Source organism: Ralstonia sp. TCR112, from assembly GCF_007997035.1.
Classification (GTDB): Bacteria; Pseudomonadota; Gammaproteobacteria; order Burkholderiales; family Burkholderiaceae; genus Ralstonia; species Ralstonia edaphi.
This window is the reverse complement of the sequence record NZ_VOSS01000034.1, coordinates 37,258-60,360: the sequence shown is the minus strand read 5'-3', so window position 1 is coordinate 60,360 and position 23,103 is coordinate 37,258. Positions and strand designations below refer to the sequence as shown.

21 protein-coding genes and 1 pseudogene are annotated in these 23,103 nt (G+C 65.8%); 9 read left to right on the top strand and 13 right to left on the bottom strand.

The genetic code is table 11. The annotated features are described in order from the left end of the window. Positions 1–103: 103 nt before the first annotated feature. From wecB to FUT88_RS12045, 4 genes are read left to right on the top strand one after another with little or no spacing between them, the layout of a single operon-like run. Positions 104–1,363: a non-hydrolyzing UDP-N-acetylglucosamine 2-epimerase gene (wecB, locus tag FUT88_RS12060; RefSeq protein ID WP_147215360.1), complete on the top strand. Its 1,260-nt coding sequence runs from the start codon at positions 104–106 to the stop codon at positions 1,361–1,363. 9 nt (positions 1,364–1,372) lie between these two features. Next, positions 1,373–1,825, top strand: a complete 453-nt coding sequence (locus FUT88_RS12055; RefSeq protein ID WP_147215358.1) for a hypothetical protein — start codon at positions 1,373–1,375, stop codon at positions 1,823–1,825. Positions 1,826–1,848: 23 nt separating this feature from the next. Further along, positions 1,849–3,564, top strand: a complete 1,716-nt coding sequence (locus FUT88_RS12050) for a DUF2334 domain-containing protein (RefSeq protein ID WP_147215356.1) — start codon at positions 1,849–1,851, stop codon at positions 3,562–3,564. 2 nt (positions 3,565–3,566) lie between these two features. Then, positions 3,567–4,454 carry a hypothetical protein gene (locus FUT88_RS12045; protein ID WP_147215354.1) on the top strand — a complete coding sequence of 296 codons (888 nt, stop codon included), beginning with the start codon at positions 3,567–3,569 and terminating at the stop codon, positions 4,452–4,454. On the opposite strand, the gene FUT88_RS12040 is transcribed toward FUT88_RS12045, so the two are convergent. From FUT88_RS12040 to FUT88_RS12030, 3 genes are all read right to left on the bottom strand, one after another. Beyond that, complete coding sequence (locus FUT88_RS12040) at positions 4,444–5,577, bottom strand: mechanosensitive ion channel family protein (protein ID WP_147215352.1); 1,134 nt, start codon at positions 5,575–5,577, stop codon at positions 4,444–4,446. The genes FUT88_RS12045 and FUT88_RS12040 overlap by 11 nt on opposite strands. Before the next feature lie 53 nt (positions 5,578–5,630). Further along, positions 5,631–6,731 (bottom strand): GGDEF domain-containing protein, encoded by a 1,101-nt coding sequence (locus FUT88_RS12035; protein WP_186829292.1) that lies wholly within the window; start codon positions 6,729–6,731, stop codon positions 5,631–5,633. A gap of 141 nt (positions 6,732–6,872) precedes the next feature. Next, on the bottom strand, positions 6,873–8,192 hold the full coding sequence (locus FUT88_RS12030; protein WP_147215350.1) for an Nramp family divalent metal transporter: 1,320 nt from the start codon (positions 8,190–8,192) through the stop codon (positions 6,873–6,875). Between the two features lie 234 nt (positions 8,193–8,426). On the opposite strand from FUT88_RS12030, the gene FUT88_RS12025 reads away from it, so the two are divergent. Continuing rightward, a complete protein-coding gene (locus FUT88_RS12025) occupies positions 8,427–9,104 on the top strand; it encodes a response regulator (RefSeq protein ID WP_004631528.1) in 678 nt (225 codons plus the stop codon). After that, a pseudogene (locus FUT88_RS12020) lies at positions 9,101–10,587 on the top strand (ATP-binding protein). The gene FUT88_RS12025 and the pseudogene FUT88_RS12020 overlap by 4 nt, the downstream one beginning before the upstream one ends. A 36-nt stretch (positions 10,588–10,623) precedes the next feature. Here FUT88_RS12020 and FUT88_RS12015 read toward each other — a convergent pair. The 4 genes from FUT88_RS12015 to FUT88_RS12000 all read right to left on the bottom strand — a co-directional run bounded on the left by FUT88_RS12015 (position 10,624) and on the right by FUT88_RS12000 (position 12,838). Further along, entirely contained in the window at positions 10,624–11,235 is a 612-nt protein-coding gene (locus tag FUT88_RS12015) for an NAD(P)-dependent oxidoreductase (RefSeq protein ID WP_147215348.1), read from the bottom strand. A 97-nt stretch (positions 11,236–11,332) separates the two neighbouring features. Continuing rightward, positions 11,333–11,770: an Rrf2 family transcriptional regulator gene (locus FUT88_RS12010; RefSeq protein ID WP_102065315.1), complete on the bottom strand. Its 438-nt coding sequence runs from the start codon at positions 11,768–11,770 to the stop codon at positions 11,333–11,335. Positions 11,771–11,844: 74 nt separating this feature from the next. Then, positions 11,845–12,489, bottom strand: a complete 645-nt coding sequence (locus tag FUT88_RS12005; protein WP_147215346.1) for an FMN-dependent NADH-azoreductase — start codon at positions 12,487–12,489, stop codon at positions 11,845–11,847. A gap of 19 nt (positions 12,490–12,508) precedes the next feature. Further along, positions 12,509–12,838, bottom strand: coding sequence for a DMT family transporter (locus FUT88_RS12000; protein ID WP_024541774.1), 330 nt, complete (start codon positions 12,836–12,838; stop codon positions 12,509–12,511). Between the two features lie 332 nt (positions 12,839–13,170). Here FUT88_RS12000 and FUT88_RS11995 point away from each other — a divergent pair, with 332 nt between their 5' ends. Then, positions 13,171–13,869 carry an HAD-IA family hydrolase gene (locus tag FUT88_RS11995; protein WP_147215344.1) on the top strand — a complete coding sequence of 233 codons (699 nt, stop codon included), beginning with the start codon at positions 13,171–13,173 and terminating at the stop codon, positions 13,867–13,869. Next, the gene (locus tag FUT88_RS11990; RefSeq protein ID WP_147215342.1) at positions 13,866–15,059 is read left to right on the top strand and encodes an amidohydrolase; all 1,194 of its coding nucleotides are present in this window, start codon (positions 13,866–13,868) and stop codon (positions 15,057–15,059) included. Before FUT88_RS11995 ends, FUT88_RS11990 begins: the two co-directional genes overlap by 4 nt. Positions 15,060–15,097: 38 nt before the next feature. On the opposite strand, the gene FUT88_RS11985 is transcribed toward FUT88_RS11990, so the two are convergent. The 6 genes from FUT88_RS11985 to FUT88_RS11960 all read right to left on the bottom strand — a co-directional run bounded on the left by FUT88_RS11985 (position 15,098) and on the right by FUT88_RS11960 (position 21,203). Beyond that, a complete protein-coding gene (locus FUT88_RS11985) occupies positions 15,098–16,423 on the bottom strand; it encodes an NAD(P)/FAD-dependent oxidoreductase (RefSeq protein ID WP_102065311.1) in 1,326 nt (441 codons plus the stop codon). Between the two features lie 20 nt (positions 16,424–16,443). Further along, positions 16,444–17,163 carry a cupin domain-containing protein gene (locus FUT88_RS11980; protein WP_147215340.1) on the bottom strand — a complete coding sequence of 240 codons (720 nt, stop codon included), beginning with the start codon at positions 17,161–17,163 and terminating at the stop codon, positions 16,444–16,446. 48 nt (positions 17,164–17,211) lie between these two features. Further along, positions 17,212–17,706 carry an Lrp/AsnC family transcriptional regulator gene (locus tag FUT88_RS11975; RefSeq protein WP_147215338.1) on the bottom strand — a complete coding sequence of 165 codons (495 nt, stop codon included), beginning with the start codon at positions 17,704–17,706 and terminating at the stop codon, positions 17,212–17,214. Positions 17,707–17,797: 91 nt separating this feature from the next. Next, positions 17,798–19,198 (bottom strand): aspartate aminotransferase family protein, encoded by a 1,401-nt coding sequence (locus FUT88_RS11970; protein WP_147215336.1) that lies wholly within the window; start codon positions 19,196–19,198, stop codon positions 17,798–17,800. A 156-nt stretch (positions 19,199–19,354) separates the two neighbouring features. Then, complete coding sequence (locus tag FUT88_RS11965) at positions 19,355–20,287, bottom strand: 2-hydroxyacid dehydrogenase (RefSeq protein WP_147215335.1); 933 nt, start codon at positions 20,285–20,287, stop codon at positions 19,355–19,357. A gap of 28 nt (positions 20,288–20,315) precedes the next feature. Then, the gene (locus tag FUT88_RS11960; protein WP_147215333.1) at positions 20,316–21,203 is read right to left on the bottom strand and encodes a GNAT family N-acetyltransferase; all 888 of its coding nucleotides are present in this window, start codon (positions 21,201–21,203) and stop codon (positions 20,316–20,318) included. Positions 21,204–21,446: 243 nt separating this feature from the next. Here FUT88_RS11960 and FUT88_RS11955 point away from each other — a divergent pair, with 243 nt between their 5' ends. Further along, on the top strand, positions 21,447–22,928 hold the full coding sequence (locus FUT88_RS11955) for an aldehyde dehydrogenase family protein (RefSeq protein ID WP_147215331.1): 1,482 nt from the start codon (positions 21,447–21,449) through the stop codon (positions 22,926–22,928). The last annotated feature ends 175 nt before the right edge of the window (positions 22,929–23,103 follow it).

Sequence of the window (23,103 nt, the reverse complement as noted above, 5' to 3'; positions counted from 1 at the left end):
CTTGGCACGGCCTTCGCTCAATGGCGAAGTCTGCGCCGGCGTCAGAAGCGACACGTTCGTCGTCGCGCTTTACATGCGCCGATGCAGACGACTGGGGGGAATCATGACAGGGAAAATTCTGACCGTATTCGGCACGCGCCCGGAGGCCATCAAGATGGCCCCGCTGGTGCAGGCATTGCAGGCCGAGGCAGGCTTTACGTCGGCGGTATGCGTAAGCGCGCAGCACCGGCAGATGCTGGATCAGGTGCTGGAACTCTTCGGCATCGTGCCGGAGTTTGATCTGAATCTGATGCGGCCCGGGCAGACGCTGTCCGACATCACGTCCAACGTGCTGGGCGGTATCGACGGCGTGCTTGATGCCTACAAGCCCGATGTCGTGCTCGTCCACGGCGACACGACGACCACGCTGGCGGCAAGCCTCGCGGCGTTCTACCGGCGCATTCCGGTCGGGCATGTGGAGGCGGGTCTGCGTACCGGCAACATCTGGTCGCCATGGCCCGAAGAACTGAATCGGCGCGTTACCGATTCGGTCACCACGTGGCACTTCGCGCCCACGGCCGAATCGCGCCAGAACCTGCTGGACGAGGGCATCGACCCGGAGCAGGTCACGCTGACCGGCAACACCGTCATCGACGCGCTGCTTGCAGTGAAGCAGCGGCTGGACGACGATGCCGACCTGTCGGCGCAGATGGCGGCGCGCTATCCGTTCCTGGAGGCAGGGCGCCGGATGATCCTGGTGACAGGCCACCGCCGCGAGAACTTCGGCGAGCCGTTCGAGAACTTCTGCGTGGCGCTGCGCGTGCTGGCGGCGCGTCATCCGGATGTGCAGGTCGTATATCCGGTGCACCTGAACCCGAACGTGCAGCAGCCGGTCAACGCCATCCTTTCCGGCCACGACAACGTTCACCTCATTGCGCCGCAGGACTACCTGCCGTTCGTCTACCTGATGGACCGCGCCTACCTGATCGTCACCGATTCCGGCGGCATCCAGGAAGAGGCGCCCGCGCTGGGCAAGCCGGTGCTGGTGACGCGCGATACCACCGAGCGCCCCGAGGCGGTGGCGTCCGGTACCGCGCGGCTGGTGGGCACCGATACGCAACGCATCGTCGACGAAGCAGAAACGCTGCTGTGCAACGCCGCTGAATACGAACGCATGGCGCAGGCCCACAACCCGTATGGCGACGGCCACGCCTGCCGGCGCATTGTCGATGCGCTGAAGCGCGCCTTCGCCGCGCAGCCGCAGAAGTTGCCGCGCGGCCCGCAACTCATTCGCAAGCCGGCCACCGAGGCCGAAATCATCGATCTGGAAGCGGCGCGTGCCACCGCGCAAGGGTCGTCAACACAGCACCGCCTGAACGGCTAGGAGGCTTTGATGAAAGCGAAGCAAATCGGGGGCGGCGTGTTGGTTGCCTCCGCACTTGTCGCCGGTTGGCTGATCGTCGCGCCGCCGGGAGCCGGGGATGGCGGCATACCCGCCATCGTGACCGGCGCGACAGACCAGCGCAGCCCCGGCGCCGAGACGGACAAGAAAGCTCCGCCCCCCGCGTCTTCCAAGGCGACGGCCACGGCTGCGTTACCCGAGCAGCGCACCTTTGTTGCAACAGCAACACCCCGGCCCGTGACCGGAGGCGGACGCGCCTACGGCTATGGCGTCATGGATGAGAACGGACAGGTCGTCCCACCGCCACGCACGGTGGTCATGACTGAAGTCCGTCCCGGCATACCGGAAAACGAGACGACAGGTACAGACCGCGGCCACGATCGTGGCCCCAACTTCAACCTCGGGCTCTACCGCCAAGCGGACGGCTCGTTCTATCGCCCATGATTGCCATGAGTCGGAGAGTCATCATGAAGACATTGCTTCGTAAGTTCCTGTGCGCGCTCGTCTTTGCGGGCGGCCTGCTCGGCCTATCGCTGACAGGGCCAGCGCAGGCGGCCACCTGCACGATCGGGCTCGGAACCATCTGTGTGACGGTGGGCGGCACGACAACCACGAGCACGCCGGCGCCGATGCTGGTGTTGTACGACGCGCCGCCAAACGATCAGTACACCAACCTGGGCAAGTCGTACGCGATCATGCTGTACAACCTGCTCGCGCACTTCAACACCACCATCACGCTGCTGCCCGTGCAGAACTACACGGCCGGCATGACCGAGCAGTACACCGCGATCTTCTACATGGGGAGTTACTACAACAACCCCATACCGGCGGCGTTCCTCTCGGATGTGACCACCACGCAGAAGACCGTGGTGTGGTTCAAGTACAACCTGTGGGAGCTCGCCTGGAATACGGCGTATCCGTTCACGTCGCGTTACGGCATCAACTTTGTCGGGCTGCGCGGCATGAACGCCGCACCGTCGGCAAGCGCGCCGAACCCCGGCTTCTTCGATACGGTGTCGTACAAGAACCAGACCATGACCAAGTACTACGCCTTCAATGCCACGACGGGCGTGGTCAGCGCGGATCCGGACATTGGCGTGACGTCGGTGGCCGATCCCACCAAGGCCAGCAGCGTGGTGACGATCAAGAATTCCGTGACGCAGGAAACAGCGCCGTACGTCATCCGTTCAGGCAACTTCTGGTACGTGGCCGACATGCCGTTCTCGTATATCGGGCCGCGTGACCGCTACCTTGCGATGTGCGACATGCTGCATGACATCCTCGGTACCAACGCGCCTACGCTGCACCGCGCGCTGGTGCGCCTGGAAGACGTCAACGCCACCAACACGGTCAGCTCCATCAACACGCTGACGGACTACCTCTACAGCAAGAAGATCCCGTTCTCGATTGCCACCATCCCGCTGTACAAGGACCCGAACGGCGTCTACAACGGCGGCGTGTCGCAGACGATCCACCTGGTCAATGCAACGGGGCTCAAGTCGGCGCTGAATCATGCACTGCCGCGCGGCGGGAAGATCCTGATGCACGGCTACACGCACCAGTACAGCAACATCCCGAACCTCATCAACGCGGTCAGCGCAAACGACTTTGAATTCTGGCTCGCCACGCAGAACCGCCCGGTGAACGAAGACTCGACGCAATGGGCAGCTGGGCGATTGTCTTCGGGCTTGCTGGAGTTCCAGCTCAATGGCTATGCGCCCTTTGCCTGGGAGGCGCCGCATTACCAATCGTCTCCGCTGTCCATCAAGGCCGTGCCGCAGTACTTCAAGAACACCTACCAGCGCGTCGTGTATTACACATCCGATAACCCGCAGACCTTGAACTCGAGCACCGCGGGGCATGATTTCTCGGTCGGCCAGTTCTTCCCCTACATCATCCAGAAGGACTACTACAACCAACGCATCATTCCGGAAAACCTCGGCAACGTGGAATACAACATCTGCAATATCGATCCGTCCTCCTGCCTGACGTACACCGCGCAGGACATCCTCACCAATGCGACGTATGCACAGGTGGTGCGCGATGGCTTTGCCTCGTTCTTCTTCCATCCGTTCTGGCTGGAGCCGGAGCTGGGCACACCGGGCTATACCGACTTCCAGACCATCATCACGGGTATCACCAGCATGGGGTACACCTGGGCGGATGCGAGCACGGTGAAGTGACGATGTGCCGGATGCGCTTGTTGCTGGCGGCAGCCATGCTGGTCATGAGCGCATCCACCGAAGCCGCTGGGCCGGTGGGCGCCATGCCTCCCGGCCCTGTGCCTTTGTATGGCGTGACGGTGGATGCGGTGGACAACATGCCTGCTGTGGTGGATGCGCTGTCGCACCTGTCGCGCACGCCCACCGTGCGCGTCGTCTTCGATGAGGGCATGGATGCGCCGCATTACGTCGGACCGGTGGCCGCCATCCGCGACGTGGCATATGTGATGGGCGAGCTCGTGGATTCCTCCACGCTCAAGCAATACACCACGCGGCAACTGCGCGAGCGCGCCGCCGCTTACCTGCACGCGCTCGGCAGCAACGTCGACGTCTGGGAGATCGGCAACGAAATCAACGGCGACTGGACCGGCACCACTCGCGACGTCGTCGACAAGACGATGGCCGCTTACGAGGTCATCAAAGCGGGCGGCGGCCGCACGGCGCTCACGCTCTACTACAACGAAGGCTGCGCCGAACAGCCGTCACGCGCCATGTTCGATTGGGTGCAGCGGAACCTGCCGCCACGCCTGCGCGATGGGCTCGACTACGTCTTCATCAGCTTCTATGAAGACGACTGCAAGATCACGCCGCCCGATTGGAACGCCGTGTTCACCCGCCTGGGAGAACTGTTTCCGCACGCCGCGCTCGGGTTTGGTGAAGTCGGTACGCGGCATGCCGCACGCAAGGCTGCGCTTGTTGCGCACTACTACGGGCTTGCGATCACGCATCGGCGGTTTGTTGGCGGGTATTTCTGGTGGTACTTCCGGCAGGACATGGTGCCGCGCTCGAGGCCACTGTGGCGCAGCCTCGACGCGGCGTTTCTCGGCATGGCGGCAGCGGTCAGCCGCTAGCCCGCGCATTGACGCGCTGGCTGCTGCCTGTTGATTTGCGGTCGGCAAGGTCTTCCGGTCCGACCGGCTCACCGTCACGGCGCACCAGCTGGATCGTGCGCGTGGGCAGGGCGAACGAGGTGCCGAGATTCTCCAGCCCTTCCAGGATCGTCAGGTTGATGCGCTGCTGGATATCCATGTACAGGTTGAAGTCCGGATCGGTCACGAAATACACGACCTCGAAGTTCAGCGCGTTCTCGCCAAATTCCTTGAAGTGCGCACGATCGAAGCGCGTGTTGCCGGCGGCTTCCACGGCACGGCGCACGATGTCCGGAATCTTCTGCAGCTGCGCGGCGCGCGCATCGTAGGTCACCCCAAAGGTGAAGACGATGCGTCGTTCCGACATTCGTTTGTAATTGTGAATCGTGCTCTTGAGCAGCGCCGTGTTGGAAGCGATGATCTCTTCGCCCGACAGGCTGCGGATGCGCGTGGTCTTGAGCCCCACGTTCTGGACCGTGCCGGCGATCGATTCGAACACGATGAAGTCGCCGATCTCGAAGGGCTTGTCCAGCCCGATCGCCAGCGACGCAAACAGGTCGCTCAGGATGCTCTGCACCGCCAGCGCCACCGCCACGCCGCCAACGCCCAGGCTGGCAACGAAGGCCGTGATGTTTACGCCCACGTTGGCCAGGATGGCGAGCACCAGCATCGACCACAACGCAAACCGCAGCACCCAGGCAGTCATCGACGTGATCACCGGGTTGCGTGTGGCATGGGTCTGTGTCGACAGCCGGTCGCGTGCCCACAGCTTCACGCCGCGATTGAGCCACAGGGCAATCTGGAAGCCGATGATGACGAACCAGATGTGGTCCAGCTTATTGGCAATGCGCGTGGGCAGATCGATGAAGTACGACCCGGCAAGCAAGGCGGCCAGCGCGATGAACAGCGGATGCGTATCGCGCAGCACCGCGGTGACGAGAATGTCAAAGCGATGGCCGGTACGGCGGGCGCGCGCATCAAGCCGGTTGCAGATCAGGCGCAACACGCTTGACAGCACTGCATACGCCGCGATGACAGTCAACGTGGCGGCGGCCCAATCGCGGGCCGGCACGCGCAGGAAGGTGTGGGCGTTGAGCCACTCCATGGGTTTCTCCGTGCAGACAACACGGATGCTGCGCCGCACATAGCGTGCCTGCGCTACGGCCGCAGCGCTGCCGCCGGGTCGGCGTCAGTCGATACACACACGCGGTTGCGACCCTGACGCTTGGCTTCCATCAGGCCGAGATCGGCATCGGCCAGCAGGCGCGCAAGGTCTTGCCCGGGGCGCAGCGGTGCGGCCCCTGCGCTTACAGTCAGCGGCCCCACGGGCGTTTGCGTGACAGCCACCGCAGTCTTGAGCCGGTCCACCACGGCAAGCGCGCCGGTCAGTCCGCAGCCGGGTAGCAGCACGGCGAATTCGTCGCCACCCAGACGGCCGAACAGGTCGCCCGGACGCAGCACGCCCGCCAGCGCATCAGAGAGTGCGACGAGCGCTTCGTCACCGGCGGCGTGTCCCCACGTGTCGTTGATGGATTTGAAGTGATCGACGTCGAGGTACAGCGCGCACAGCGGCTCGCCATGATGCTGCGCGCGCTCGACCGCGAAGCTGCCGAGTTCGAAGAAGCGCTGCCGCGCGAGCATGCCGGTCAGGTGGTCGGTGTTGGCGCGCTCGGCAAGGCTGCGTTCGGCCGCGAAGTGTCGGGCCATCGCGCGCAACAGGTAATGGTGAATGACCGCGGCTGCAGCAATGCAGATCGGCAGATAAAGCACCAGACCGAGCCAGCCGTGGCGGATTGCCGCGGCGGGTTCTGGCGCGATCAGTAGCGCGACGATGGGCCCGGCCGTGCACAGCGCCATGGCAATGCAGAAATCGCGTCGGGTGAGCCACGCGGGGCTGGTGGCAAGCGGCATCAGGTAGAACGCCGGCAGGACCCATTGGAGCCCCGCCTGATGACCGAACGCGATGATCGCGATTTCCTCTGCCAGCAGGTGCGTCAGCGCCAGCGGCCCCCACATGCCGGTATGCCGATACCGCTGTGCGATCACCACGATGGCCAACAGCAGCCCGAGCAGCGCAAGCAGCGGCTCCGGCCGGGGCAGCAGCCCGACCGACCAGCCCAGCATGATCGCGAAGCCGTAACCGAGCACGCCGCATTTGCTCAGCGCGAGGATCATCGGCACAAAATGGCGCGCCTGATAGTCACGCGAGGGCGTGCGGGCGTCGGGCAGGTCGGAGGCGGTAGGCAGGTTCGCGCTCAAGGCAGGACAAGAGAGGCCTTCTGGCGCGACGGGATGATGCGGGCGCGGGCGTGGCCGGATTGCGCAACAAAGCGCGCATTCTAATGGCGGCAGGCAGCCCCGTGCGCGGATTTTTTATGGGGGAATCCCGCAACGGGCGTCTTAGCCTGCGAGCACTTGCCACACTAGCCACACATTGGCGACGCTGATGACGATGAAGAGCGCCCACGCAAGCCACGACGTTAACCGGCTGTTAACAAAGACACCCATCAGGGTGCGATCGCCCGTCATGCTGATCAGCGGAAACATCGCGAACGGCAACTGCAGGCCGAGCACCACCTGGCTGATGACCAGCAGCTTGCCGATGGCGTGGTCGCCCAGCATCGCCACGCCGATGAACGCGGGAATCAACGCCAGGGCCCGCGTGATCAACCGCCGCTGCCAGCAGGGAATGCGCAAATCGAGGAAGCCCTCCATGAGGATTTGCCCCGCGATGGTGCCGGTAAAGGTTGAGCTTTGCCCCGCCGCCAGCAACGCGATACCGAACAGCAACCCTGCCAGAGCCGTCCCGACGATGGGCTCCAGCAGGTGATAGGCATCCTGGATGTCGGTCACGTCGTGATGGCCATGCGCGTTGAATGCCGCTGCGGCCAGGATCAGGATCGCGCCGTTCACGAGCAGCGCCAGCCCCAGCGACACGATGGTGTCCAGCCGCGACAGGCCGATGGCCTCGCGCTTGGCGGCTTCGGTGCTGGCCGTCATGCGCGTCTGCACGATGGACGAATGCAGGTACAGGTTGTGCGGCATCACCGTCGCGCCCAGGATGCCGATCGCCAGGTACAGCGGCTCGCGCTGGCTCACGGCCTGCCACGACGGCATCAGCCCGGCCGCCACCGAAGGCCAGTGCGGCTTGATGAGCACCAGTTCAACGAAATAGCAGAGCCCGATCGTGAGGATGAGCGCCAGCACGATGGCTTCCAGCTGGCGAAAGTTCTTGCCCTTCAGGCCCAGCACGATCAGCGTGTCGAGCGCGGTGAGTGCCACGCCCCAGAGGATCGGCACACCCAGCAGGAGGTGGAAGGCCAGCGCGCAGCCGAGCACCTCGGCCAGGTCGCAGGCAATGATGGACAGCTCCGCCAGCAGCCACTGCACGCGCAACGCACCGGGCCGATAGCGGTTGCGCGACGCGCGCGCCAGGTCCATGCCGGTGACGATGCCCAGCCGGGCCGACAGGCACTGCAACACCATCGCCGCCAGGCTGGAGAGCACCACCGCGAATAGCAGCGCATAACCGTAGCGCGAACCGGCTTCGATGTCGGTGGCCCAGTTGCCCGGGTCCATATAGCCGACCGACACCAGCAGGCCCGGCCCCGCAAAGCGCAGCAGCTTCTTCCACAGCGGCAGGCCGGGCGGGACGGCAACGGTGCCGCGCACCTCTGAAGGACAGAAGGGCGCGGTGGCGGTGGTGGGCAGGCGGAACATGCGCGGGTGGATTAAGGAAAATGCAATCGGAATTTCGGAATGATAGCTAAATGCCACGTTGCATGCCCGAAGCCGCGCCGGGGATGTGTTCGTGGGGCGACTTCCTCGTCACATGTCTCCACACATTTAAGGCAAAGCTCAGTCCGTTGCGGTAGATTTCGACCTTCGCCGGCGCCTGTTTTCCAGGTGCCGGTTGTCCGTTTACCGTCATTACCGCCGCCGAGATTCCCGCGCATGAACGCCATCCTCCTTATCGAAGACGATTTGCCGCTGGGCACTGCGCTGGCCCGCGCGCTGCGTCAGGCCGGCTACAACGCGACCTGGGTGCGCCGCCTGGTCGACGCGCAGAAATGGATCACCACCAACACCTTCGAAGCCATCGTGCTCGACCTGGGGTTGCCCGATGGTGAGGGCCATACGTTCCTGGAAGAACTGCGCGCCGCGCACAGCGACGTGCCCGTCATCATTGCGAGCGCGCGCGATGCGCTGTCGGAACGCCTGAAGGGGCTGGATTCCGGCGCGGACGATTTTCTGGTCAAGCCGTTTCCCGTGGACGAACTCATCGCCCGCCTGCGCGCCGTGCTGCGTCGCCATGCGGGGCAGAGCACCAATCAGTGGAACGTCGGCAACCTGGTGGTGGAGCCCTCGCAGAAGCGCGTGACGCAAGAGGGCCAGGTCATCGAACTCACGCCGCGCGAATATCAGCTGCTGCTTGAACTTGTGCGCCGCGCCCACCGCTGGGTGCCACGCGAAACGCTCATGGACGCGCTCTATCGTGAGGGCGACAGCGTCAGCGCCAACGCGCTGGAAGTCGTCATCCACCACCTGCGCCGCAAGCTTGGCAACGAAACCATCCAGACCATTCGCGGTGTCGGCTACATGATCGGCGGCAACCGCGGGGCCGCCCAATGAAGCTGGCGGTTCCAGCCATCCTGCGGGTTCGCTCGCTGTCGTTTCGCCTGTATGTGCTGATCCTCCTGGCGCTGGTGTTGATGCTGCTGGTGCAGCTCGTCATCGCGCATCTGGAAATCTCGCGCACCAACAGCCGCCAGGTGGTGAGCGATCTGCGCATGTCGGCGCAGGCCTATGCGGACCTCACCACGCTCAACATGGACGACGTGCCGCGCCGCGAAGAATTCCTGCGCCGCCTCACCGACATCAAACTGGGCTTGTCGCTGCCCAACATCCTGCCGGGCGAATTCCGCTACGTGCTGTGCGATCGCGCCGGCAACGTCATCACCGCGTTGCCCGGTGCGCCCACCATGCCATGCGGCAAGGCGCACGCACCGTCGTCGAGATCATGCTGGAAGGCAAACCGTGGCGCAGCTACACAGTCGACAGCGTCGACGGCAAGATTTCCGCCACGGTGGCGCAGCCGCTGACGGCCTACGAGCGCGCCATCCGCGATCTGTTCCAGGAAGTGGCGGTCGCGCTGGCCATCCTGGCGAGCGCGCTGATGGTGATGGTGGGTTGGGCCGCGCACCAGGGGCTCAAGCCGCTGCGCACGCTCACGCGCCAGGTGGAGGCGCGCGACTCCGCCGACCTCGACCCCGTGCAGAGCGTGGAACATGCCGAGCTGAAGCCGCTGGTCGAAGCCTTGAACGGGTTGTTCGCGCGCGTGCGTCGCGGCATCGAGGCGGACCGCCGTTTCTTTGCCGATGCCGCGCACGAACTGCGCACGCCGCTCGCCGCCATTCAGGCGCAGGCGTATGTCGTGTCGCATTCCGACAGCGAAGACGATCGTTCTACCGCGCTGCGCGAGTTTGATCGCGGCATTTCGCGCGCAACACAGTCGCTCGCCAAGCTGCTCGCCATCGCCCGGCTGGACGCGCGTCGCGTCGAGGCGCAACTTGCGCAGGGCGCGTTGTCCGACCTGGCAGGCTGCGCGCGCAGCGGGGTGATCCAGCAGGCATCGCGCGCCGAGCGCCGCAACATCACGCTGTCGTACGACGGCGCCAACCAGGCGTGGGTCTCGGTCTCGCATGAAGACGCCGCGACGCTGGTGGAAAACGTGCTCGACAACGCCGTGCGCGAAACGCCCAACGGTGGCGAGGTGCGCGTGGCCGTCAAGCGCATCGAGCAAGCCGGCGCGCCGATGGTCGAACTGCGCATTGAAGACTCCGGCCCCGGTATCCCGCCCGACGAGCGCGATCGCGTGTTCGAGCGTTTTTACCGCCCGCGTACCAGCCAGTCGCAAGGCAGTGGCCTGGGCCTGGCGATCGTGCGCCGCATCGTTGAATTGGGGAATGGCTCGGTGGCCATCGAAGACGGCCTGGTCCACGCAGAAGGCAGGGGCTGCGCGATCGTGATCCGCCTGCCTGCGCTGGATTCCGCGCCCGAGCCGATCGAGCCCGATGATGCGCCTCCCGGCATGGCCGATACGCCCGGCCATTGATCGGCGTACCGGCCGTGCCTTCGCTCCTGCCTTGGCTCAGTAACCGACTGTGAAACGCTGGCGCGGGTGCGCCGGCTTTTCCGTTTCGTCGAGGAAGGCGATGGCGAAGTCCTCCATCGAAATCCAGGGCTTGCCGTTCGCATCCACCAGCAGCGAATCCTTGCCGACGCGGAAGTGCCCCGTGCGCTCGCCCGGCTCGAAGATGGCCGACGGCGACACAAACGTCCAATTCAGCTCGGTTTCCTTGCGCAGCGCGTTGAGGAAATCGCGGCCGGCCGAGGCTTCTTCAAAGTACTCCTTGGGAAACTGCGGCGTGTCGATCAGCGCGACGCCCGGTGCCACTTCCAGGCTGCCGGCGCCCCCCACGACCAGCAGGCGCGGCACGGCGGCTTTCTTCACCGCACCCACAATCTGGTCGGCATTCGCCTGCAGAAAACGCACGGTGCTGTGGACCACATCGTTGCCGGCAAGCGCCGCCACGAGGCCCGCCTGGTCGGCCACGTCGACATCCTTGGTCGTCAGGCCAGCGCGCGCGGGCAACTTCGATGCGGTGCGCGCAATGGCCGTCACCTGGTGGCCGCGGCGCAGCGCTTCGTCGATCAGGCGAGTGCCCACGCGCCCCGTGGCGCCGATGATTGCGATCTTCATGGTCAATTCCTTGTGGTTGGTCTGGGTGGTTGAAACGTTATATGTAATTAATGCAGTTACATATAGGGATAAAAAAATAGGCCGACATGCGGCCCGGCTAGGCCCGACGGCGGCGGCGCTGCGCGTGCCCCACCTCGCTGAGGATGCTGGCGATGGTCTGCGCAGCCAGCTCGGCTTCCAATGCGGCCTGCGCGCGCTCCGTCACGCGCTCCAGCACGCCGGTGATTTCACGACCGACCTCGCACGCCGGGTTGGGTGCATTGGGCGGCAGCGCAATCAGCACCGGAGATTCCACCACACGAAAGACGTCGAGCAGCGTGATGCGATCTGCCGGCCGCGCCAGCGTGGCGCCGCCTGTTGCGCCCATCTGCGAGGTCACAAAGCCAGCGTCCGCCAACTGCGCCACCAGACGCCGGATCAGCGCCGGGTTCGTGCCCACGCTGCCAGCAATGAGCGAAGACGGCACCGGCCCCTCCGCGCTGGCAAGCAGGGTGAGGATATGCACGGCGACGGCAAAGCGGCTGCTGGTAGACATGGAGTTAGGCGCCAAAGTGTAACCATGTTAGATACACTTTGGCGCGCAGTCAACCCGGCAATCAGACGTGCATTTCAGAAGGCTGCGCCCAATGCCGCCGCCCGCGCTTTGGCATCGGCCTTGGTCGCCGCCAGCAGATCGGGCGCCGTGAGCGTGGGGGCGGCACTGATTTCGGTCACGTCTTCAATGCCGAGAAAACGGAGCCAGCGGCGCAGATAGGGCTTCTGGAAATCGTCCGGCGATTCGCTGGCACCCTCCGTGTGTGCGGCGTACGCCCCAGCGCTGGCGTAGACGAGCGCCGCCTTCTTGCCCGAGAGCAGCGCCTGATAGCCCGTGGCGGGCGACCAGTTCCAGTTCTGCCCCGGCAGGGTCACCACATCAATGAAGTGCTTGAGCCGATACGGCACACCGAAATTCCACATCGGTACGGAAAAGAGGTAATGGTCGGCCGCGTTGAACCGCTGCGCTAACGCCACGGCGCGCTGCCATTGCGCACGCTGCTGCGGCGTGGCGGTCTGGGTGCGCAGAACGGCAAACTTGGCGCCGATCATGTCGGCGTCGAACTCGGGCAGGTCGATGTCCCGGCTCCACAGGTCGATCGTGTCCATCTCGTGGCCGGGATGCCCGGTGCGGTACGCGTCGAGAAAATGCTTGGCCACGTCGATGGAGTGCGACAGCGTTTTCATGGGTGAAGCTTCGATATAAAGCAGGCGGGTCATGATGGGATCCTGATACGTTTTACGCAGCGTTGAAGAAGTTGAGGCCCACCGTGCCGGCAATCACCAGCCCGATGCAGGCCAGGCGCGCGGGCTGCATGCTCTCGCCAAAGAGCACGATGCCCAGCACCGTCACGCCCACCGAGCCGATGCCCGTCCAGATGGCGTAGGCGGTGCCTGCGGGCAGGCCGCGCATGGCATGCGTGAGCAGGAAGACGCTCGCAAGCGCCGTCACGATGCCGAGCACGCTGGGGATGGGGCGCGTCCACCCTTGCGCAAATTTGAGCGAGACCGCCATGGCGATCTCCACAGCCCCGGCTGCCAGCAGCCAGAGCCAGGCGGTTTGAAGCATGGAACCTCCGAGGTGTCCGCTGTCGGGCCGGCAAGCGGATGCGTTGCGATGCACCCAGAGTAAGGACGGTGCGGTGCGGCAACAAGTACGCACCTGGAGGTAACCACCATCAGCGGCGCGGGTATGGGTGTCAGGGCATCCGGGCGTCCGGGCGTCCGGGCGCCCACCAAACGATCTGTACGCCGCGTCGGCAAAAACGCAATTCGCTGCCGTGTCGCGGCGCCCGATCGGCACCATCGTCGGCACCGCTGCTCCTAAGCTAGACGCCATGCAAGGCGGCTTGCCGCCACCCTTGGATTCATTCTGGCGTTCAACCATTCAGGAGCGTTGTCATGGCCCTTCGGGATTTCAAAGTGCTGACTTTCGACGTCGTCGGAACGTTGATCGATTTCGAGGGCGGCATGCTCGCCTACCTGCGCCGTGCGGTGCCCGGCAGCAAGGTCGCCGACGAGGATTTTCTTGGCGCCTACCGGGCCGCGCGCAAACGCGGCCAGACCGAGTGGTACCCCGACGACCTGGTGCCGTGCTGGCACATCGTCGCGCAGCAGCTTGGCTTGCCCGATACCGATGCGCTGGCGCGCGGCTTTCGCGATTCGGTAGCCGAATGGCCGGCGTTTCCCGATTCGGTGGAGGCGCTGCAGCGGTTGGGCAAGCGTTTCAAGCTCGTCACCATGACCAACGCGCAATCATGGGCGCTCGATCATTTCCAGCGGACGCTGGGCGCCCCGTTCGACCTGCTGCTCAGCTGCGACGACGCCCTGTGCGAAAAGCCCGATGCGCAGTATTTCGCCTATGCACGCGGCCGCTATGAAGGCGCGTGGGGCTTCAAGCAGGCCGACAACCTGCACGTGGCGCAGAGCCAGTACCACGACATCGGCATCTCGAAACGCCTCGGCATCACCACCTGCTGGATCGAGCGCCGGCACGGAATGAAAGATTCCGGCGGCACCATCGAATCCGAGCACACCGTGCCGGATTACCACTTCCATACGCTCGCCCAGTTGGCCGATGCGGTCGAGGCTGGAGAATGAAGCGCGACGACATTGCCGCCCCCATCGCCGATCTGCTGCCGGACCTCGTGGCCCTGCGCCGCGATCTGCATGCGAATCCGGAACTCGCCTACGAAGAACACCGCACGGCGGGCATCGTCGCGCAGTCGCTGCGTGTGCTAGGTCTGGCGGTGCAAGAAGGCATCGGCGGCACCGGCGTGGTGGGCACGCTGCGTGGCGGCCGGGGCACGCGCAGCGTTGCGCTGCGCGCCGACATGGACGCGTTGCCGATGGTGGAGCTGGGCCGCACAGCGCACGCGAGCCGCATGCAGGGCAAGCACCACGGCTGCGGGCATGACGGCCACACCAGCATGCTGATCGGCGCGGCGCGCCAGCTTGCGCGAACGGGCATCGACGGCACCGTCCACTTCATCTTCCAGCCGGCCGAAGAGGGTCAGGCCGGCGCGCGCCGGATGATCGAAGACGGCCTGTTCGAGCGTTTTCCGTGTGACAGCGTCTATGCACTGCACAACTGGCCGGATTTGCCGCTCGGACACGCGCAGACACGGCCCGGCCCGATCATGGCGGCGGCAGACCGGTTCGACATCACCGTGCGCGGCCGTGGCGGGCATGCAGCCCAGCCTCACCACACGCCGGATGCCATCCTCGCGGCCAGCCAGCTGGTGGCGCAACTGCACACCATCGTCTCCCGCCGGATCGATCCAAACGAATCGGCGGTGTTGTCCGTCACGCGCATCGAAGGTGGGCACAGCCACAACGTGCTGCCGGCCGAGGTGCGCGTCACCGGCACCGTACGCAGCTTCGATGCGGTATCGCAGGATCGCATCGAGGCCGCGCTGCGCGACACGGCCAACGGCATCGCGCTGGGCAGCGGCACGCAGGTGCAGGTGGATTACCGCCGCTATTACCCGGCGACCATCAACACGCGGGCCGAAGCGCTGCTCGCGTTGGATGCGGCGCAGGCGATCGGCCTGGAGGCCGCAGAGGCGCCACGCGCTGCCTTCACCTCTGAAGACTTTGCTTTCATGCTGCAGCGCAAGCCGGGCGCCTATCTCTGGCTCGGCCAAGGTCGTGCTGGTGCCGGCCCCGATGGCGAATACCCGCTGCACCACCCGTGTTACGACTTCAACGACGACGCGTTGCCGCTGGGCGTGCGCTGGTTCTGCGAGGTCGCCCGCCGCGCGTTGGCCGCCGTTCCATCTGCTGCTTGAACTGCGGCCATGCGCGTCGCCCTTCCGATATTGCGGCCTTAGAAATCCGCGACCTTGCCCCAGGCCGAGTGCTTGAAGCGCGCGGGGTCGTAGGGGGCCGGGTCGAAGATCGGCTTTTCGCCGGTCACCAGATCCGCGATCAGATGGCCGGCACCGGGGCCGATACCGAAGCCGTGGCCCGAGAAGCCCGCGGCCAAAATGAACCCGGGAATCTCCGGCACCTCGCCGATACCGGGCACGCCGTCCGGCGTGTTGTCGACGAAACCGGCCCAGGCGTTGGCGATGCCCGCTTGGCCCAGCACCGGCAGCAGTTCGACGGCGCGGTTGTAGGTTTGCTTGACCGCCGCCGCATCGGGCCGCGGGTCGAGAATGCGCATGCGCTCCATGGGCGTCGGGGCATCGAGCCGCCACCGCGCGAGTGTTTCGTGCCCCGCGCGAATGCCCTCCAGCCCGCCGGGGAACACATTGCGCCAGCGCTTCGCGAACATCGGCAGAAACTGCGGCGCGAAGCGCAGCAGCTGTGCCGTCGGGTCCACGCGTCCGCGGCCGCTGATGGCCAGGTTGTAGCTGCCATCGCTGCGGCGGGTGATGGATACGCGTGCAGTGTGCAGGGCGTCAGGCACTGGCTCGGTCACCCCCGTCACACGCACGATGGACTGGCGAACGGTCGCCTGCGGAAAACGGATGCCCAATTGGCGACAGAACGACGAGGCCCACGCGCCGCCCGCAAACACCACGGTGCGGGTCTTGATGGTTCCGGCTTCGGTGACGACGCCGCTCACGCGGCCGCCCTCGAGTTCAATGCCGCGTGCGGCGCAATTCTGGTGAACGGTGCCGCCGAGCTTCATGAGCGCAGCCGCCACAGACGGTGCCGCCTTGGCCGGGTCGGCCGTGCCGTCGCTCGGTGAGAACACGCCGCCCTTCCACGCGCGACCGGTCAGGCGGCCACGCTCGGAGGCTTCCTGGCTGCTCAGCATGTGCGTGGTCACGCCGGCCGTCTTTGCGAAATCGCGCCACTTCGTCCAGCGGGCAAGTTCTTCTTCGTCGTTGCTGAGATAGAGCAGGCCGCAGCGGCGGAAGCCCGTGTCTTCGCCCGTGTCGGCGGCAAACTGCTCCCACAGTTCGAGGCTCTTGGTGGCCATCGGCAGTTCACGCGCATCGCGGTTCTGCTGTCGGCACCAGCCCCAATTGCGGCTCGACTGTTCGGCCCCGATGCGGCCCTTTTCGACCACGGCCACCGACACGCCGCGCCTGGCCAGGTAGTAGGCAGCAAAGACGCCGATGATGCCGCCGCCGATCACGACGACGTCGGCCTGCGCTGGAAGGGGAGAGGCGCTCTCGATGAGGCGCAACGGTTGAGACATGACTCGCTTTCCTCGTTCGTTCAGGCCTGGGCGTTTTGCACCACGTAGAACTTGGCGACGCGCTCCGTACTGAGCCATCCGATGGCGGTGCCCTGCGGTACGAAGATGGCATCGCCGGCACTCACGGACAGCGCGCTGCCATCCGGGCCAGCGAACTGCACACCGCCATCAAGCACGTACATGAACTCGTTCACCGGATGCGCGCGGACGATGCGGTGATAGGGCGTCGAGTCCCAGGTGCCGGCGCGGTATTGCGTTGGCTCGTCGGTGAAGACGTTGTCGCTGCGGCACTGCGGAACTGGCCCGATCAGGACTTCCGGCGCCGGGCCGCCCGAGGGTTTGAAGTCCGCATCGGCGTGTAGCGGGATGAGCGCAGGCGTGGTCGGTGTGTTGATGACAGCAGCGCAGAACACGAATCGAACGCCCGTGGCAGCCTCGATGCGCACGGCCGTGCCGGATGCGATGACCGCGCCCGCGCCCGGGCCGATCACGTGCGGTGCCGAGCCCGGCGCGGTGAGCGTCAACTCGCCCTCCACGACGGCGAGCGTCTCGGTATGGGGAAAGCTCGCGACATCCCGTTCGCCGACAAAGCTCGCCCGGCCGGCGCTCATCGCGTTGGGTCCTTCCCAGGCAATCTCCCGTTCTTGCGCGAAGGGGTCGTCGGGGTTCAGGGCGGCAGGCCGGAACGCGGTTGAGATTGGGGCGCCATCGGCGCGATGCAGCATCAGGGCGGTTGTCATGCAGGTTGTTCCTCACCGCATCCAGCAGTGGACTCGGTTTCGAGGGCGTCAGCGTTGGTTGGGAAAGAGCCGTTCGATCGGACAGTGCGTTTTGACGAACGGCGATTTGATGACGATGTAGCTGAAATATTTGGCAATGCCGATGTTGCGTTCCAGCAGCTCTTCAATCACCTCCTGGTAGTGATTGACGCCGCGCGTGATGAAGCGCAGCAGGTAGTCGTAGCCGCCGGAGAGCAGGTGGCACTCGAGCACCTCGTCCACCTCCCGGATGGCCGCTTCGAAGCGCACGAAGGTTTCGCGGTGGTGGTCCGACAGCGTGACTTCGGTGAAGACGGTCAGCGTGTCGCCCAATTTTTCCAGGCGGATGTGCGCGCCGTAGCCGGAGATGTAGCCGGCCTGCTCCAGGCGCTTGACGCGGATCAGGCATGGGCTGGGCGACAGGCCCACGGCGTCGGCCAGGTCCACGTTCGTCATGCGCCCGTTCTTCTGCAGTTGGGCAAGGATGCGCAGGTCCAGACGATCGATCTTGAGAGCTTCGGTCATGGCAGGGGCGAAGGCGTGGAAGATAGATCCGATTCTGCGGCAGCCGGTGTCTTTTGTGTCAGCTTGTTGGGGCCTGTTGCTACCGGTTGCATCAGGCGAGCGCCGCACGTACGGCCGGCATGGTCAGAACGTCGTCGAGCGTCTTCTTCAGGCGCGCGAACAGTTGGGCGAATTCGTCTTCTGTGTAGGTCAGCGCGGGGGCGAAGCCGAGGATGTTGTCGCCAAACGCCCGAAACACGAGACCGTTGCCGTAGGCAGCCGCGGCAATCAGGTTGGGCAGGCCAAGTGCGGCATCGAAGCCGCGCTTGGTGGCCTTGTCGCTCACAAGTTCGAGTGCGCCCAGCAGGCCGCGGTGGCGCGAGTCGCCCACCAGCGGGTGCGCAAGCAGCCCGTCGAGCCCGGCCGCAAAACTGGCCGCGCCGCGCTGGCCGTTGGCGAGGATGCCGCCTTCTTCGTACAGACGCAGCACTTCGAGCGCCACCGCCGCGCTCACGGGGTGCGCCGAGTATGTGGCGCCGTGGCCGATCGGCACACCGGCCGGCGCGCCGTCGGCAATGCCGGCGTAGATCTGGTCGGAAATCAGCGTCGCGCCCATCGGCACGTAGCCTGCCGTGAGCCCCTTGGCCATCGTCATGATGTCGGGGTCGACGCCTTCGGCATCGCAGGCAAACATCGGGCCGGTACGGCCAAAACCGGTGATGACTTCATCCACGACGAACAGGATGCCCAGTTCGCGCGTGGCGTCGCGCATGGCTTTGAGCCAGCCCTTGGGCGGGACGATCACGCCGCCGGAGCCCTGGATCGGCTCGCAGAAGAACGCGGCGACGTTGTCCGCGCCCAGTTCCGCCACCTTGGCCCGCAATGCCGCCACCGATGCCGCGATGATGCCTTGCGCATCCGCCGGGTTGGCCGCGCGGTATGGGTTGGGCGAGGGGATGTAATGCTGCGTCGGCAGCGGCAGGTCGAAACCGCGATGGAACGCAGGCAGCGCCGTCAGCCCCGCGCCGGTAGACGACGAGCCGTGATACCCGCGCTCCAGCGAAATGAAATGCTTCTTCGTCGGCTTGCCGATGGCATTGAAGTACTGGACGATGAAACGCACCGCCGCGTCCACCGCCTCGGACCCACCCAGCGTGAGATAGACGTGATTGAGCGAGCGCGGCGTGATCTGCACGAGCTTGTCGGCCAAGCGGATGGCGGGCTCGCTGCTGAAGTGAAAGTAGCCGGTGGCGTAGGGCAGGCGGCGCATCTGCTCGGCGGCGGCCTGCACCACGCTCTCCTGGCCGTAGCCGACGTTGACGCACCAGAGGCCCGCAAAGGCGTCGAGCAGTTCGTTGCCGTGCGCGTCAGTCAGCCACGCACCGCGTCCGGATGTCAGCACGGTCGGCCCGCGTTGCTCGTGGGTGCGCCAGGCCGCGACCGGGTGAATCAGGTGCGCGCGGTCGATGGCGTCAAGCGAGGCAAGTTGGGGCAGATCGGTGAGCTGGGTCATGGCAGAGTCCGTTCGTGCAGTGAAGGCAATCAATGGACTCAAGAGTAGGCTGTGCGGCCTGAGGCTTGGTGCTGCTTTGCGCGGGAAGAACGCAGCGTGCTGCTGTTGTTCGGCGCGCAGCAGCAGATCGTGCGGCGCGCCGTTTGATGCATGGTTTCAGTAGCCGCGCGAGCGGTCCACCAGCCCGACCATGGGTTCGCCGGCGGTGAAGCGGCGCAGGTTGTCGATGACCACCGCTGCTGCGGAAAGCGGCTGCGTCATGCTGGCAATGTGCGGTGTGATGTGGACGCGCGGATGGCGCCACAACGCATGGCCCGCAGGCAGCGGCTCCGGGTCGGTCACGTCGAGCATGGCTTCGCTGAGCTGCCCACTGTCGAGCGCTGCAAGCAGGTCGTCGTTCACCAGTTGCGGGCCGCGGCCCACGTGCACCAGCGCGGCGCCTTGCGGCAACTGCGCAAACAATGCTGCGTTCAGCGCGCCGCGCGTGGCATCGGTCAACGGCATCAGGCAGACCAGGATGTCGGTGCGCGCCAGGAAGGCTGCCTGTTCGTCTTGCCCGGCAAAGCACTGCACGCCGTCGATGGCATGGCGGGATCGGCTCCAGCCCGCGCAGTCGAAACCGAAATCCTGCAACCGCGCCAGCACGGCCTGCCCGAGCGAGCCGAGTCCCAGCACGCCAATGCGGCGTTCATTGGCCGGCCGCACCGGCAGCGGCCGCCATTGCTCGGCCTGCTGCTGGCGGCGGTAGGCAGGAATATCGCGGTGCAGGCTCAGCACGGCATGCGTGACGTACTCGACCATGCCGCGCACGATGCCGGGCTCGACCATGCGCACCACGGGCAGCGTGGGCGGCAGCGCTGCAAAGTTGAATTGATCGACCCCGGCGCCTGAAGAGAACAGCACCTCCAGGTGCGGAAACTGGGTCGCGATATCGGCGGGCGGCTCCCAGGCCGCAAGAAAGCGCACCCGCAGCGGATCGCCGATGTCGGGCCAGATGCGGAAGTCGATGTCGGGCGCATGCTGGCGGAACACCTCGGCCCATTGCCGGCCGCGGACAGGGTCGGACTTGTAGAGGAAAGTGGTCGTCACGATACGGTGTTGGCGCGGTGTTCGAGGTTCAGCCCATCGCCTGCGTCACGATGGCAAACAGCGTAGGCCCGCCGGGCGGCGTGGTCAGCGGCGCGCCGCGCACCATGGTGGTGGGGGCGTCCACGCGCAGCAGGCCGATGCTCTCCAGCCACTCGGCCAGGCCGCTGTCGAAATCGATGTCGATGCGGGTGAAGTGGCCGGCGTTGATGCCCGCCAGATGCGCGATCAGCGCCTTGGCGCTCTCGGGGTCCGGGGCGACCACGGGGCCGATGACGTGGCCGCGCCCGAATCGGCGCAGCATTGCGAAGCCGCGCGCCTCGCCGTCGTCATCCAGCACGACGCAGGCGTCTGCGCTGGCGAGCAGATCGTCGATCAGTGCATCGCGCGGCATACCCCGTGCCTGGGCGTCGAGCCGGCGCAAGTCCGCAGCCTCATTGAGCCCGGCGGGGCGCAATCGCCAGCCTGTGGGCAGGGCGATCAGCGGCGTGGGTTGCGCAATGCCCTGGTGCTGGCGGATCTCGCCGGTGCGCACGAAGCCCAGTCGCTCATAGAGGCCGCGTCCTTCTGCGGTGGCATGCAGCAGCACGGTGTGGTTGTCCAGGCCATCGAGCAGCGCGCTCATCAGGCGATGGCCGATGCGCCTGCCCTGGCAGGCGGGCGTCACGATCACCAGCCCGATGGTGGCGTGGCGCGGGCCCCAGCGCCAACGTTGCGCGGTGGCGATGATCTGGCCGTCGCGCTCGGCGACGATGCCCTCGGCGTGCGCAAAACTCTGCGCCCAGTCGGCCGGGCGGTGCGGCCAGCGCTGCTCTTCCGACAGGGCATGCGTCTGGGCCAGATCGTCGGCGGTCATGGGGCGCAGCACCACGCCGTCGTCGGCGGGCAGGTTCTGGGCGGGTACGGACGAGGAAGACATGGGAGGTTCCTTCCGGCGAAGGATGAAGGTGGCACCGGCACTCATCTTGGACGACATCGCCGCCGGGAGCCAGATCGAATTCGGGTTTGCCCGCAATTTGCAAGCATCGTCTGCGCAGGGTGTGGGTTTCGCAATTCGATGCGGTCGCGCGCCCGGTTACGAAACCAAATGCCGAGCCTTCCTGCCTAGCATCAATGACCTCATTTCGATATGGGTGCCGGGCTTCGGCGCCCCCCCAATTTCGTGGCCAAATTCGACCCCCAGACCATCCGCGTATCCGCCGGCCATTTCATCGGCGGCAGGCTTGTACCCGATACGGGCCGCATCACGGTGCGGCGACCGTCCGACAACGCCGTGCATGCGGAATTGCCGCTGGCGGACGCTTCCATCGTCGACGCCGCCGTGCAGGACGCCTGGCAGGCCTGGCGCACGACGGACTGGGCGCGCCGCGCCCCGCGTGACCGGGCGCGCGTGCTGCGCCGCTGGGCCGACCTGATCGACGCCGACGTGGCCAACATGGCGCCGCTCGAAGCCGTGTGTTCCACGCGCCCGCTGCGCGACGCTGCTGCCTGGGACGTGCCATTCACCGCCGAAGGCCTGCGCTTCTTTGCCGAATATGCCGACAAGCTTGGCGGCGACGTGGCGGCCACGCGGCACGACAACCTCGGCATGGTGGTGGCCGAGCCGTATGGCGTGGTGGGCGCGATCACGCCGTGGAACTTCCCGCTGGTGATGGTCTCGTGGAAAGTTGGTGCGGCGCTGGCTGCCGGCAACGCGGTCGTGCTCAAGCCTTCCGAATTGACGCCGTATTCCGCCATCCGCCTGGCTGAGCTGGCCATCGAAGCGGGCGTGCCGCCGGGTCTCTTCAACGTGGTGCAGGGCGACGGCCGCACCACGGGCGACGCACTGACGCGGCATCCGTTGATTTCCAAGATGACCTTTACCGGCTCGACACGCACCGGCGCCGCCATCATGGCGACCTGCGCCTCGCATGGTCCAAAGCCCGTCACGCTGGAGCTGGGCGGCAAGAGTCCGCAGCTCGTCTTTGCCGACGCGCCGGACATTGACCGGCTGGCGGGCATAGTCGCGGGCGCCATCGCCGGCAACGCGGGGCAGGTGTGCGTGGCCGGCTCGCGTCTGATCGTGCAACGGCAGATTGCCCAGGCATTGATCGAACGCATCACCGCACGCTTTGCCGCGCTGCGGCCCGGCGCCACCTGGGACGACACCGCCACGCTGCCGCCGATCATTTCGGAGGCGCAGGCCGGGCGCATTCTCGACATCGTGGAGCGGTCGCGCGACGCCGGTGCGCAAGTCCGCTGCGGCGGCGGCCTGTTTGGCGATGGCCCCGGCGGGGCGTATTTCCAACCCACGGTGCTCGAAGGCGTACGCGCAGACAACCCTGCGGTGCAGGAAGAAATCTTCGGCCCGGTGCTGACGGTGCAGACCTTCGATGACGAAGAGGAAGGCCTGGCACTCGCCGCGCACGAACACTACGGCCTGGCCGCCGGCGTGCACACCGCAGACATCGGACGCGCGCTGCGCGCCATGCGCGGCATTGCGGCGGGCACGGTCTGGATCAACCGCTATGGGCGCAGCGCGGATTTCGTCATCCCCACCGGCGGCTATCACCAATCGGGCATCGGCAAGGATCTGGGCCGGCAAGCGGTGGAGGCCAACCTGCGCTTCAAAAGTGTGCTGATCGATTTTGCTGCGACGCACTAGCGTGCCTTGGCGGTGCGTGCGGCACGCCAGCGGTGCAGACCGCATGGCATGCCGCGAGTGCCATTCGAAACAGCAGCTTTCTCACGTAAGACCGCGCATTTCCCTACAACCGTTACGACGCTGCGTGCTTCAATGATTTCGTCATAACCGTGCTGCAAAGACTGCATAACAGCAG